This is a genomic window from Shinella sp. WSJ-2 (assembly GCF_003432075.1).
Lineage (GTDB): Bacteria > Pseudomonadota > Alphaproteobacteria > Rhizobiales > Rhizobiaceae > Shinella.
In genome coordinates, this window is record NZ_QWBU01000008.1 from 211,253 (window position 1) to 223,946 (window position 12,694).

At 60.4% G+C, this 12,694-nt stretch carries 16 protein-coding genes and 1 tRNA gene; 6 read left to right on the forward strand and 11 right to left on the reverse strand.

The features are described 5' to 3' along the window. Positions 1-22: 22 nt before the first annotated feature. The 6 genes from rlmH to obgE all read right to left on the reverse strand — a co-directional run bounded on the left by rlmH (position 23) and on the right by obgE (position 5,205). Positions 23-505 (reverse strand): 23S rRNA (pseudouridine(1915)-N(3))-methyltransferase RlmH, encoded by a 483-nt coding sequence (gene rlmH / locus D0Y60_RS18105; RefSeq protein ID WP_117371366.1) that lies wholly within the window; start codon positions 503-505, stop codon positions 23-25. 85 nt (positions 506-590) lie between these two features. Next, positions 591-1,004 carry a ribosome silencing factor gene (gene rsfS, locus D0Y60_RS18110; protein ID WP_117371367.1) on the reverse strand — a complete coding sequence of 138 codons (414 nt, stop codon included), beginning with the start codon at positions 1,002-1,004 and terminating at the stop codon, positions 591-593. A 103-nt stretch (positions 1,005-1,107) separates the two neighbouring features. Then, positions 1,108-1,716, reverse strand: coding sequence for a nicotinate-nucleotide adenylyltransferase (locus D0Y60_RS18115; protein ID WP_117371368.1), 609 nt, complete (start codon positions 1,714-1,716; stop codon positions 1,108-1,110). A gap of 37 nt (positions 1,717-1,753) precedes the next feature. After that, the gene (locus D0Y60_RS18120; RefSeq protein ID WP_117371369.1) at positions 1,754-3,031 is read right to left on the reverse strand and encodes a glutamate-5-semialdehyde dehydrogenase; all 1,278 of its coding nucleotides are present in this window, start codon (positions 3,029-3,031) and stop codon (positions 1,754-1,756) included. Then, positions 3,024-4,193 (reverse strand): glutamate 5-kinase, encoded by a 1,170-nt coding sequence (gene proB, locus D0Y60_RS18125; protein WP_117371370.1) that lies wholly within the window; start codon positions 4,191-4,193, stop codon positions 3,024-3,026. Before proB ends, D0Y60_RS18120 begins: the two co-directional genes overlap by 8 nt. 1 nt (position 4,194) lies before the next feature. Next, complete coding sequence (gene obgE / locus D0Y60_RS18130; RefSeq protein WP_117371371.1) at positions 4,195-5,205, reverse strand: GTPase ObgE; 1,011 nt, start codon at positions 5,203-5,205, stop codon at positions 4,195-4,197. Positions 5,206-5,290: 85 nt separating this feature from the next. Between obgE and D0Y60_RS18135 the strand changes: the two genes are divergently transcribed. Next, positions 5,291-6,151, forward strand: a complete 861-nt coding sequence (locus D0Y60_RS18135; RefSeq protein WP_117371372.1) for an endonuclease/exonuclease/phosphatase family protein — start codon at positions 5,291-5,293, stop codon at positions 6,149-6,151. Positions 6,152-6,182: 31 nt separating this feature from the next. Here the strand turns inward: D0Y60_RS18135 and D0Y60_RS18140 are convergent, their stop codons facing one another. The 4 genes from D0Y60_RS18140 to rplU all read right to left on the reverse strand — a co-directional run bounded on the left by D0Y60_RS18140 (position 6,183) and on the right by rplU (position 8,192). Then, positions 6,183-6,773, reverse strand: coding sequence for a GNAT family N-acetyltransferase (locus D0Y60_RS18140; RefSeq protein WP_117371373.1), 591 nt, complete (start codon positions 6,771-6,773; stop codon positions 6,183-6,185). Continuing rightward, on the reverse strand, positions 6,770-7,402 hold the full coding sequence (locus D0Y60_RS18145) for a GNAT family protein (protein WP_117371374.1): 633 nt from the start codon (positions 7,400-7,402) through the stop codon (positions 6,770-6,772). The genes D0Y60_RS18140 and D0Y60_RS18145 overlap by 4 nt, the downstream gene beginning before the upstream one ends. 126 nt (positions 7,403-7,528) lie before the next feature. After that, positions 7,529-7,798: a 50S ribosomal protein L27 gene (rpmA, locus tag D0Y60_RS18150; protein WP_117371375.1), complete on the reverse strand. Its 270-nt coding sequence runs from the start codon at positions 7,796-7,798 to the stop codon at positions 7,529-7,531. A gap of 25 nt (positions 7,799-7,823) precedes the next feature. Continuing rightward, positions 7,824-8,192: a 50S ribosomal protein L21 gene (gene rplU / locus D0Y60_RS18155; RefSeq protein ID WP_050745338.1), complete on the reverse strand. Its 369-nt coding sequence runs from the start codon at positions 8,190-8,192 to the stop codon at positions 7,824-7,826. 340 nt (positions 8,193-8,532) lie between these two features. Between rplU and D0Y60_RS18160 the strand changes: the two genes are divergently transcribed. The 3 genes from D0Y60_RS18160 to D0Y60_RS18170 all read left to right on the forward strand — a co-directional run bounded on the left by D0Y60_RS18160 (position 8,533) and on the right by D0Y60_RS18170 (position 9,894). Further along, positions 8,533-8,622: transfer RNA gene (locus D0Y60_RS18160), tRNA-Ser, on the forward strand. A gap of 155 nt (positions 8,623-8,777) precedes the next feature. Beyond that, the gene (locus D0Y60_RS18165) at positions 8,778-8,999 is read left to right on the forward strand and encodes a hypothetical protein (protein ID WP_147324538.1); all 222 of its coding nucleotides are present in this window, start codon (positions 8,778-8,780) and stop codon (positions 8,997-8,999) included. Between the two features lie 193 nt (positions 9,000-9,192). Then, positions 9,193-9,894, forward strand: a complete 702-nt coding sequence (locus D0Y60_RS18170) for a hypothetical protein (protein WP_147324539.1) — start codon at positions 9,193-9,195, stop codon at positions 9,892-9,894. Positions 9,895-9,931: 37 nt separating this feature from the next. Here the strand turns inward: D0Y60_RS18170 and D0Y60_RS18175 are convergent, their stop codons facing one another. Then, positions 9,932-11,020: a HigA family addiction module antitoxin gene (locus D0Y60_RS18175; RefSeq protein ID WP_117371378.1), complete on the reverse strand. Its 1,089-nt coding sequence runs from the start codon at positions 11,018-11,020 to the stop codon at positions 9,932-9,934. 46 nt (positions 11,021-11,066) lie between these two features. Between D0Y60_RS18175 and D0Y60_RS25075 the strand changes: the two genes are divergently transcribed. Both D0Y60_RS25075 and D0Y60_RS18185 read left to right on the forward strand, forming a co-directional pair. Beyond that, entirely contained in the window at positions 11,067-11,420 is a 354-nt protein-coding gene (locus tag D0Y60_RS25075; protein ID WP_245409217.1) for a hypothetical protein, read from the forward strand. Between the two features lie 146 nt (positions 11,421-11,566). Continuing rightward, entirely contained in the window at positions 11,567-12,559 is a 993-nt protein-coding gene (locus tag D0Y60_RS18185; RefSeq protein WP_117371380.1) for a site-specific integrase, read from the forward strand. The last annotated feature ends 135 nt before the right edge of the window (positions 12,560-12,694 follow it).

Genomic DNA, 12,694 nt, shown 5'->3' on the forward strand with positions numbered 1-12,694 from the left:
GGGGGCTTGCGCGGCGATGGTGTCAGCTGCGGTGATAGGGATGGCCGGAGAGAATGGTGACGGCGCGATAGAGTTGCTCGGCGAGCAGAATGCGCACGAGCTGGTGCGGCCAGGTCATCTTGCCGAGGCACAGCGTTGCGTCTGCGCGGTCGTAGAGCGCGGGGTCGAGCCCGTCGGCGCCGCCGATGGCGATCATCAGCTCGCGCTTTCCGGCATCGCGGAACCCGCCGAGGAGATTGGCGAAACCGGGCGAATCGAGTGATTTGCCGCGCTCGTCGAGCAGGATCAGCACGGCGCCGTCGGGCAGTGCCTTTTCCAGCATTGCCGCTTCCTCGCGCTTGCGCGTCTCGGCATTGCCGGCGCGGCTTTCGCCGACTTCGGCCATCTTGCCGAGTTCGAGACCGATGGCGGGACCGGCCTTCGCGAAACGGTCGATATAGCGGGCCGCAAGATCCTTCTCAGGGCCGGCCTTCAGCCGTCCAACCGCAAAAAGTCCAACCCGCATCGCCCGAAGCCCTGTCCGTTCGGGTGGCGCCTAAGCCGCGCCACCGTGTTTCCTCGCCAGACAGGTGCCCGGCGTCTTACTGAGTTTAGTGAACCGTGCCGTCTTCCATCTCGGGAGCCGCCCACATCCGTTCGATGTTGTAGAACTCCCGGATCTCGGGCCGGAACACATGGACGATGATATCGCCCGTGTCGATGAGCACCCAGTCGCCGGCTTCAAGGCCCTCGACGCGGGCATTGCCCAGGCCTTCGTCCTTCATGTCGGAGATGAGGTGATCGGCAATCGCCATAACGTGACGGTTCGAGCGTCCGGACACGACCACCATGTAGTCGCCCAGCGCCGATTTACCGGCAATGTTGATCGTGACGATATCTTCTGCCTTCGAGTCCTCGAGGCTAGCGAGGACCAGGTGAAGGGCACGGTCGGCGGCATCGTCGCTGCGGCCCGCGCTCCTGGAGAAAACGCCGATGACGTTTCCCTTTGCGTGCGCTGTTGTCAGGTTCGTTCCTTTCCGTAAAACAGGTCAAGCACGTCTCGTGCCGGTATATGTGGTCGCCGGCACCTACTAAATGTAGGCACCAATGGTTACCACTTTCAAGACGTCACTTTTGATGGATGGTTTTCTCTAACGTTGTGCGTGTCCGCAGCGCCGTTGAACTGAGCGGAGAGCGTGGCCCGTGGATGAAGGTCCAGGCGGGTGCGCGCCGGCCCGGCAGGCTCATCGCATCCTCCTCATCGACACGGGCATAGTCAAAGGTTTTGGCCATGCGCGAGGAGAGATAGGCGAGTGTCGAGCCCGGTCGGTCGATGACGGCAATGGGGAAAGTGCAGGCGATCTTCTGCCAGTTCTGCCACTTGTGGAAGGTTTTCAGGTTGTCGGCGCCCATGATCCAGACGAAATTCACGCCGCGGTTCAGCGCCTGCACGCGCTCCAGCGTCTTGGCCGTATAGCTCTGCCCAAGCCGTTTTTCGAAGGCCGTCACTTTGATACGGGGACTGGGAGCAATCTCTTCGCTGAGACGGATGCGCTCGGCGAGCGGCGCCAGTTCCTTGTGATCTTTCAGCGGGTTGCCTGGCGTCACCATCCACCAGAGCTGATCGAGGCCAAGGCGGCGAAGCGCGGTTTCGGCAACCAGTGCATGGCCTTGGTGCGGCGGGTTGAACGAGCCGCCAAACAGGCCGACCGCCATGCCCTTCTCGACATGCGGCATCCTCAGATAACGCTCTGCAACCGCGTCCGCCGTCACCTCAGGGCCGCACCTGTCCGGTGCCGCGCACCCGGTACTTGAACGAGGTCAGCTGCTCGACGCCGACGGGGCCGCGCGCATGCATTTTGCCGGTCGCGATGCCGATCTCGCCGCCCATGCCGAACTCGCCGCCATCGGCGAACTGGGTGGAGGCATTGTGCACGAGAATGGCTGAATCGATCTCCGTGAAGAAACGTTCGACCACGTCGGCGTCTTCGGCGATCACGGCTTCCGTGTGGGCGGAGGACCAGCGGTTGATATGCTCGATTGCGCCGGAAATGCCATCGACCAGCGAAACGGAAATGATCGCGTCGAGATATTCCGTCGACCAGTCCTGTTCGCTTGCGGCGACAAGACCGGGGATGCGGGCGCGGATCTCGTCCGTGGCGCGCACCTCGCAGCCGGCGGCGACGAGGCCTTCGACGAGCGGGGTAAGATGCGTGTGGGCAACGGCTCGGTCGATCAGCAGCGTTTCGGCCGCGCCGCAGACGCCGGTACGGCGCATCTTGGCATTGAGCACGATCTTTTTCGCCATCTCCAGGTCGGCGGATTTGTCGACATAGATATGGCAGAGACCTTCGAGATGGGCAAAGACCGGAACGCGCGCCTCGCTCTGCACGCGCGCGACGAGGCTTTTGCCGCCGCGCGGCACGATGACGTCGATCGAACCGTTGAGGCCCGACAGCATGGCGCCGACGGCGGCACGGTCGGTGACGGGCACGTATTGGATTGCGTGTTCCGGCAGGCCGGCGGCTTTGAGGCCGGCAACAAGGCAGGAATGGATCGCCTGCGATGAATTCACGCTGTCGGAACCGCCGCGCAGGATCACGGCGTTGCCGGCCTTCAGGCACAGCGCACCGGCATCGGCCGTCACATTCGGCCGGCTTTCGTAGATCACGCCGATGACGCCGAGCGGCGTGCGCACGCGCTCGATATGCAGGCCGTTCGGCCGGTCCCATTCGGCGATGATGTCGCCGACCGGGTCCTTCAGGTCCGCGATATCGCGGATCGCAGCGGCGATGCCGTCGATGCGCTCGGGCGTCAGTGTCAACCGGTCGATGAAGGAAGCCGCGACGCCGCTTTCGCGGGCATTGGCGAGATCGATGGCATTGGCCGCGAGGATGGCCTCGCGGTTGGCGAAGATTTCGGCCGCCATGGCTTCGAGCGCGCGGTTCTTCTCAGTGGCCGTGGCGATGGCCAATGGGCGGGCGGCGGCGCGGGCATTGCGGCCGATCTCGGCCATCAGGGCGTCGATATCGGTCTTGACCTGATCAAGCATGGCTCACGTCCTTTCCCGCCTCCGCGGTGGATGCGGCAAGGCCGGTCACCACGAGGTCGTCCCGATGCACCATCGCGGCGCGGCCGGCATAGCCGAGGATTTCGGCAATATCAGCGGATTTCTTGCCGACGATCAGCCGCGCTTCATCCGCATCGTAGCCGGCAAGGCCACGGGCGATCTCGCGGCCGTTCGTGCCGTAGATCGATACGGTATCGCCACGCGAAAACGCGCCCCAGACACCGCGTACCCCGGCGGGCAGCAGGCTTTTTCCCGCACTCAGCGCCGTTTCGGCACCGGCATCGATCTCCAGCCGGCCAGCCGGCTGCAACTGCCCGGCAATCCACGTCTTGCGCGCCGTGACCGGCGAGCCCGAAGGCGCAAACCACGAGGAGCGCGCACCCTCTTCGATGGCGCGCAGGGGATGATCGACCTTGCCGGAGGCGATGATCATGGCGCAGCCTGCGCCCGTCGCGATCTTGCCGGCATCGATCTTGGTACGCATGCCGCCGCGCGACAGTTCCGACGCCGCACCGCCCGCCATTGCCTCAATCTCGGGCGTGATGGCGTCGATGGTTTCGAGGAAGCGGGCTTCGGGGTCGAGATGCGGCGGCGCCGTATAGAGGCCGTCGATATCGGACAGCAGAACGAGCAGGTCGGCGCCCGTCATCGTCGCGACGCGGGCAGCGAGGCGATCGTTGTCGCCGTAGCGGATTTCCGTCGTGGCGACGGTGTCGTTCTCATTGATGATCGGTACGGCGCCGAGCTTCAGAAGCTGGTTGATCGTCGCGCGCGCATTGAGATAACGGCGGCGCTCTTCCGTGTCACCGAGCGTCAGCAGAATCTGGCCGGCGACGATATCGTCGGAGGACAGGCTCTCCGACCAGGCGCGCGCCAGCGCGATCTGGCCGACGGCGGCAGCGGCCTGGCTTTCCTCCAGCTTCAGGGCACCGGCCGGCACCCTCAGCACGGAGCGGCCAAGCGCGATGGCGCCGGAGGAGACGACGAGCACATCGGTGCCGCCGGCCCGGAGCGCCGCGATGTCGCGGCACATGGCGTCGAGCCAGGCCTTCTTCAGGCCCGTCGCCCGGTCTACGAGCAGGGCCGAGCCGATCTTGATCACAATCCGGCGGTGTTTTCCGAGCGGTTTGCGGTTCTTCGTCATCTCACTCGTCGGATCCGGCATTCTTCGATTGAACGATGATGTCGCGTACGGCGCGCAGCGCGCCGACCATGCCGACATTGGCGACCGCGGAAAGCTGCAGCACCGGCTGGCCGCAGGCCTTTTGCAGCGCCTTGGTCTTCCTCTTCAGCTCGTCCTCGTCGAGAAGGTCGATCTGCGAGAGTGCCACGATCTCCGGCTTGTCGGTAATGCCGCCGCCATAGGCTTCCAGCTCGTGTTTCACCGTCTTGTAGGCCTTGCCGACATCCTCTTCCTGCGCGGAGACGAGATGCAGCAGCACGCGCGTGCGCTCGACATGGCCGAGGAAGCGGTCGCCGAGGCCCACACCGTCATGCGCGCCCTCAATGAGGCCGGGAATGTCGGCGAAGATGAATTCGCTGCCGTCGATCGTCGCCACGCCGAGATTCGGGTGCAGCGTCGTGAAGGGATAGTTGGCGATCTTCGGCCGAGCGCGGGTGCAGGTGGCCAGGAAGGTCGACTTGCCGGCATTCGGCAGGCCGACGAGACCGGCATCGGCGATCAGCTTCAGCCGCAGCCAGATGGTCTTCTCATCCCCTTCAAGGCCCGGATTGGCCCAGTTCGGCGCCTGGTTGGTGGCCGACTTGAAATGCGCGTTGCCGAAGCCGCCATTGCCGCCGGCGGCGAGCTTAAAGCGCTGCCCCTCGGCCACCATGTCGACGATCAGCGTCTCATTGTCTTCCTCGAAGATCTGCGTGCCGACGGGCACCTTCAGCGTCACCGAGGCGCCGTTGGCGCCCGTGCGGTTGCGACCCATGCCGTGCGTGCCGGTCGAGGCCTTGAAATGCTGCTGGAAGCGGAAGTCGATCAGCGTGTTGAGGCCGTTGACGGCCTCCACCCACACATCGCCGCCGCGTCCGCCATCGCCGCCGTCGGGGCCGCCGAATTCGACGAATTTTTCACGGCGGAACGAGACAGCCCCTGCCCCGCCGTCGCCGGACCGGATATAGACTTTTGCTTCGTCCAGGAACTTCATCGGCTCGCCGTTCGCTTTATTCTGTTCAACATGCTCATTTTGCCGTCTTCGATATAGCCGCTTCCCGCAGAGGTCAAAGACTATCGTGAAATTCGTCAGCTATAACATCCAGTACGGCATCGGTCTCGACGATCGCCTCGACCTGCCGCGCATCGTCTCGTCGATCCACGGCGCCGATATCATCGCCTTGCAGGAGGTGACCCGCAACTTCCACCTCAATGGCGGCATCGACATGGTCGCCGAATTGCAGACCCTGCTTGCCAACCACTATTCAGCCTTCTGGCCGGCCTGTGATCTCGATGCGGGCTCGGCAATCGAGAAGGGCCGCGTGGTCAACCGCCGCTTCCAGTTCGGCAACATGATCTTCTCCCGCTGGCCGATCGTCTCGACCCGCCTCATTTCACTTCCCCGCACCCGCACGCTCGACAAGCTGAACCTCCAGCGCGGCGCGACCGAGGCGGTGATCGCCACGTCCAGCGGCCCGCTGCGCGTCTATTCCGTGCATCTCGACCATGTCCACCGCGACGAGCGCATCGCGCAGATTCGCTATCTCAAGGACCGCGCCCAGTTCTACAGCTTCGAGGGCGGTGCGATTTCCGGCGCCCATGAATTCGGACTGCCCGAACCTCCGGTGCCGGAAGATTACGTCCTGATGGGCGACTTCAACATGGTGCCGGAATCGCCGGAATATTGCGAAATGGTCGGCGATGTCGACGCGCTCTACGGCCGCCAGATCCGCGCCACCAATCCCGTCGATGCGCTGGCGGGGCTTGGCAAGCGCCATGCCGCAAGCTTCAGCTGGATCAACCCGAAGGATCATGCCGACCGCATGTTCCTCGACTACTGTTTCCTCAGCCACGGCCTCGTGGAGCGCCTGAAGGATGCCTGGGTCGATGAAACCGCCTTCGGCTCCGACCATATGCCGGTCTGGTTCGAGCTGTCGTAAAGCGGGGCGGATCTCTCCGCCCCGATCGATATCAATGCCTTGGCGAGGCCGGGCGGAAATCACCCGGTGCCAGCAGCGTTTCGATATGCGGCACCATCGCCCCGCGGGCGGTGCTGAAGATGTCGCTGCAGCCGGTGATGCGGAAGCCTGCCTTTTCTTGCACCTTGAGCGAGGCGAGGTTGTCGGCGAAGACGCCGGAATGGATTTCCGTGCCCGGCATGCGCATCAGGAAGCGTGCGATGGCCGCATGCACCGCCTCGCTCATATAGCCGCGCCGCCAGTAGAAGCGGTTCAGCCAATAGCCGATCTCCCAGCCTTTGCGCCTCTTCTCGAAGGACACGCAGCCGATATGCACGTCGTCATCCGCGGTGATGGCGAAGGCCCAGCCCTCGTTGAGATCGGTGGTCATCACCGAAAGCCATTCGGTGGCATCCTGCCGGTCGTAGGGGGCGGGGACGCGCGCCAGCATGCGCGAGACCTGGAAATCGGCCAGCGATTGGGCGATCGCGTCCGCATCCGACATACGGTGAGGACGCAGCGTCAGGCGGGCCGTCGTGATGGTCGGGCAGGGGCCGGGACCGGCGACGCGCGTCCGTTCGACGGAGGTTTGCATGGCGTTCATCGCATGCCTCCCCAGCTCTTCAGCGAGACCCAGGTCTTGCGGTCAAGCCTGTACCACTCGACAGGCACCATGCCGCCGACGGCAAGGCTCTGCACCATGCCGGTCGCCTGGAACTGGAAGCCGCACTTCTGGATGACGCGCCGCGAGGGTATGTTCATGACCCGGCAGCGCGCATCGATCTGGTCGACATCGCGGGTGCGAAAGACCATGTCGATCAGCGCATGCGCCGCTTCCGTGACATAACCCTGGTTCCAGTGGGGTTCGCCCAGCCAATAGCCCAACTCGACCGTGCGTCCATCCTCATGCGGTTCGATACCGCAGCAACCGAGGAAGGCGCCGTTGTCAGCTTTCGTAATGGCATAGACGCACTTGCCAATCGCGCCGGCGCGTGTGCGTCGCACGAAATCGGCGGCATCCGCAACCGTATAGGGGTGCGGCATGCGGGCGACCATGTTGGCGATATTGGCGTTGTTGGCGAGATGGGCAAGGGCGTCGATGTCGTCTTCGTGCGGGGCTCTCATGACGAGCCGCGGCGACAGTAAGATCGGGCAATCGGTCCTCGACCGGTCAGGCCTCAGCCTTTCCTGGGGAGACCGTGATTGGTCTTCCCGCAACAACTCGGTTTGCATGTTCAGTCCTCCAGAACGAAAAAGGGAGATAAGGTCTTGCCTCATCTCCCTTTTTCTTCTTCAGGCCTGAAACCTGTAGCGCCAGCCGGGTCGATGAGACGCCGGCTGTTTTAGAGCGCTACCGGCTTATTCCGCTGCTTCCGCTTTCGGGGCTACAGACACGTAAATGCGACCGTTGGCCTTCGTACGGAAATTCACATTGCCAGCTGTCAGAGCGAAGATCGTGTGATCCTTGCCGAGGCCGACATTGGCACCGGGATGCCACTGCGTGCCGCGCTGACGGACGATGATGTTGCCTGCGAGGACGGCTTCGCCGCCGAACTTCTTCACGCCGAGGCGCTTGGACTGGGAATCGCGACCGTTGCGCGAGGAGCCGCCAGCTTTTTTGTGTGCCATGGGAGTTCTCCTTTACCTGTCCGGATTATTCGGCTGCGGCTTCGGCGGCGTCAGACTTCTTGGAAGCCTTCTTCGCCTTGCCGGCGCCAGCGATGTCGATGATGCGGACAGTCGTGTTGTGCTGACGATGACCGCGCGAACGCTTCGAGTTCTGGCGACGGCGCTTCTTGAAGGCGATAACCTTCTTGGCGCGGCCATGCTCGACGACTTCTGCGGTGACGACGGCGCCTTCGACGAAGGGCGCGCCGATCGTTGCATCGGCGCCAACGCCGACCATCAGCACTTCGGTGAATTCGATCTTCGCACCAGCGTCGCCCGACAGCTTTTCAATCGTCAGAACGTCGTTGGCGGCCACGCGGTACTGCTTACCGCCGGTCTTGATGACTGCGAACATTTTATATCCTTTCATGTTCGTGCCGGCTCTTTGTCCCAAAGGGCAAGGCCGTCTTTTTATCAGTCGCGGGAATGACGATGCATTGGCGCACCGCCGGCTTAAAGAGGGTCCAGGCAGGCGGCGCTTGAAATCCAAGGCCGAAAGCGCAAAGAACCTTCGTAGCGGCACAAGTGAGACCTATGCCACTGCACCTTGCGCAATAGGTGAGCCGCCGGAAACTGTCAAGAGAATTCCCGTCACCATGACAAAGAGATGAATTTTCTCAAGCCCCGCCCCCTTGCGCCCCCGCCCGACACCCGCTATGTACCGCCCCGCGCTGAAGAGCGCCGACCAGTTAAGCGGAGAGGTGGCTGAGTGGTCGAAAGCACCGCACTCGAAATGCGGCATACGGGCAACCGTATCGTGGGTTCGAATCCCACCCTCTCCGCCATTATGGACCTTGGGCCGTAAGGTTTTCCCTACTTGATCGTCGCTGACAGTCCTACTCTTTGTATGGAAGGTTTCAGTAAGGGCCACACTAGCGGCGCGCTTAGCGTCGTTGCAACTTCATCCCGCTTCGGAAAAATGCACGACGTGGAGAACGCTATGGACGATGATGAAATCATCGCGGCTTTTATGAGCCAAGAGAATATTGGCCTCGCGGCTGATCACCAGGACTATGCTGGAGATCTTGTTGAGGATTGGAACATCGATCCTGCAGAATGGATCGAAGAGAACTTCGCTGATGTGGATCCGGCTATAGCTCAGCGCGCAGCTGACCGGATCAACGCTAGTGGTCCTTGGGTCTATCTGGACCGCTTTGAATAGAGCTTGGCCTTCTGGCCAGCGGTCTCTCGGGGAGCGTGCTTGATAGGAAACAGTTGTGGTGCTATTGACGAGCTGCAGCAGTAGCTCAGCAAGGTCAGAGCGCGCGACTTAGTCGCGAGGCCCCGGTTCAATTCCGGGCTGTTGAAACGTTGTCTTGTCAGGCTGCGTTTCGACAGCCCGGGTTGAGTGTAAAATGGATAACGCATCCCGCCTGGCGATTTATAGTGCGCAATGCAAAAATGTTCGTGCGCTGGAAGTCGCTCGTAAGCAAATTAGGCGGTCGATCAATGACGCGCTACGAAGCGGAAATCTCGTAGCGGTTGATGTGCATACGAAAGCACTGGCGCTTGTTTTCTGTGCCTGGGTAGAGGCGAATTTTTCAAAAACAATTCACACGCCAAAAGGCTTCTCACTTATCGAGATCGCGCAAATTAAGGCGTCGATACGCGTCGGGAGTGTTGTGGATGGCTGGGAAAAGTGTATCCAGCTCGCCTTCTTGAAGAGTGCAGCAACTAAAAGCAATTTCACGCCAAATGTCAAACAGAGGTTGAAGAAATGCGTTACGTCTTTGGTGGCAGATCCCAGTCTAATCCGTAACAAGGTGGCGCATGGGCAGTGGATTGAAGCCCTGAATAGAGATAATACGAAAATCAATGCAGATCTTACGGTATCTATACATTCGCTGGATGTCGTTAAAGTCGAAATGTGGTTTGATTGCCAAAAAATCCTCTGCGAAATTGTGGAGCTGTTGATTGAGTCCCCCAACAAAGCCTTCATGGCATCCTACTGGGGGATGATCGAAAAGGTCGAGCAAATTCCGATCGACCGGGCAGCATGGACAATTTCATCGAAAAGGACACGGCTCAAGGCGAAGCGGAAACCGGGCGGAAATTAGTCGTCGTTTGGTGCTGCTAAATGTAGTGAACTACTTATCAGTCCACCCATTCATACCGCGCTTTAAGCCCGTTCAGGTTGCGGTATGGAATTGCACCGCTGTGCTGTAGCATTCCAACAACGATACCTGGATGGATCTCGACCTGCTTAGCGAACGCTTTCACAGCTACTTCAGACCTCGGGTTAGTTCTCTTGAAAGCGGCAAATCTAGTCCTGCCAACGAGGTTTTCCTCCGCCCAGGCATCGGCCTCATCCTCCACTCCGTCACCCTCGCCGCCCTTATCGTCAGCGAACGCTCGTCCCCTATGAAGCGTTATGTGGGCGGCTTCATGGAAGAATGTCCACCAGAAATGGTCGTTACTCTTCATTCGCAACGACATTTGAATGATTGCTCTATCGCCCTCGAGCCATCGAGCGGAACCGAATAGACAGGTCTTCGAAATCGGCTTCTCAAGCACAAATGCCACGCCGGCGCTACGGCATAGATCCACCATACGAGGATAGAAGATCTCCGGCGGGCTGGTTGTCAGCTTACGGATTTCAAGCACAGCATTAGCAAACTTGTCGGGGTCAAACGCCGGCAGGTTCATCCCGCGCGCCTTCTTCTCTCCAAGGAGCAGCCACGCGGCAACATGAAATTGGCTGGTATCGAAGGCCTTAGATTGTCTATGATGGACAGCTAAGTTTGCCCATCTGGCACCGAAAGCATGCGGGCTTCCGACAGCAAAGAACTCCAGGAGGGAGCTTAGAAGTCGGCCGTTATCATTGGTCGCGGGCAGCGCACCACGATCTTTCAGCTCTTTGATTGGGAACTTGGAGAGAACCTGATCCGCATCGGCCAGTGTCTGGTGGTTGGCAGCCTTGGCTTCATGGAGATCCCACTTCGCCTGCAAGCCTGTCCAGATGCTGGCCTTTAAACCAAGAACGCGTTCTAGTTTCAATGCCGTTTCTGCCGTCACCGGGTTGGTGCCGTTGATGATAGTGCTAACATGCTTCGGGCTCATGTCCGCCAGCCTGGAAAATTCGGCTTGGGACCATCCCCGGTCCTCAAGATACTCGGCAAGATGCTCACCAGGATGAGTTGCCCAATCTGGCGCCCAGTCTTCCTTCTTCCTTACAGCAACCATCGCCCAATCCCATCGCCATCACTGTTTGAAAGGTCATTTGGTTTCAATGGTAGTCAACAATAGCGCGAATCCGAATCGCGACAACGGCGGCACGGTCTATGCCTCCGTCGTCGCGAATTGGGACCGGGTCGTGATCAGGCTCAAATATGAGCCGCCAATTCCCGGTGACAGCTACCGCAAAACAGCCAGCCCATTCACCATCAAGCTGATGGCATCGATCTGGCGGATCAGTAGGGACCTCGCTGAGATTGCTCGCCTGCTCCAACACCGCTATCCGCATTTTCAGGCGGCTAGCGCGATCACCGTATGCCTTCCTCAACTCCTTGTCAGACTCCAGCTGACGTCGAAGTTTGCCATTCGCAAAATCGATTTTCATCAGCCGTCGCCCGTTACCCAATAAGTAATAGAATCGGAATCGTTACGCAATAGGTAACACACACCGACAAAAGATTAAAGTTCACCATCTGTGAAGTGCCGGGATAATCCTTGGCGCCCCTCCAGGGGCATCCTACGCGTGATCGACAGCAACAAGCCGTTGGAGATCACATGGCTACAATCCGAAAACTCAGAGGACGCTGGCAAGCCCAGGTGCGTCGGCGTGGCATGAAGCCTCGCTGCAAATCCTTCGACACAAAGCAGGAGGCCGAGAAGTGGGCGCGTGATCTTGAAGCCCAGGTTGATCGCTTCGGTGCCGCACCGGACACGAAGATCCTCGAGACCACGACGCTTGGGCAGCTCCTGGATCGCTACCAACGCGAAATCTCACCCACCAAGCGCGGATCCGTTCAGGAGATCCAGCGGATCGACGTGCTGCGTCGCCATGATCTCGCATACCGGACGCTGATCGGACTGAGCCAGCAGGATATCGCCTCGTTCCGCGACGAGCGCCTGCAGTCGGTAGCTCCATCTACCACTGTCCGCGAACTCGCTATCCTGAGCCACGTCCTTGAGGTTGCCATCCGCGATTGGGGGCTGCCGCTCGGGAAGAACGTCGTGAAGCTAGTGCGCCGTCCGGTGATCCGAAATGAGCGAAGCCGCCGACTAACAGGCAACGAGGAGCAGCGTCTGCTCGACGGTTGCGACGGCGGGCAGACGCCATACCTCAAGACACTGCTCATCCTGGCGATCGAGACCGGGATGCGTCGAGGGGAGATCCTTGGCCTGAACTGGTCCGACATCTCGCACAATCGCCGGGTGATCACGCTCGCTCTGACCAAGAACGGCTCCGGTCGCGAGGTGCCTTTGTCTCAGAGAGCATTCGACGCGTTGATGGCTTGGAAGGATCGTGCGCCGATAGATCAATCTACAGTTTTCCCAATGACGCCAGGAGCATTGGAGCAGGCGTGGCGTCGGTTGCTCATCAGGGTAGGGGTCAAGTCGCTACGCTTTCACGACTTGCGTCACGAGGGCGTCAGCCGTCTATTCGAGCGAGGGTTGAACGTTATCGAAGTTTCTACCATTAGCGGTCACAGAGAGCTAAGGATGCTTCGGCGCTACTCACACCTATCAGCCGACGATTTGGTTGCACGCCTGGGATAGATCCGTCTATGTTGATTGCCACTGAGAACTGACCCGGCATTTCCACCGAGAATTGACCCGCCTATTAGATGTCGTTCGGGTCGGTGGTTGCGGTCAAGCTCTTCCTTTTCTCCTTCGTCGTTTTGGGCTCATGAG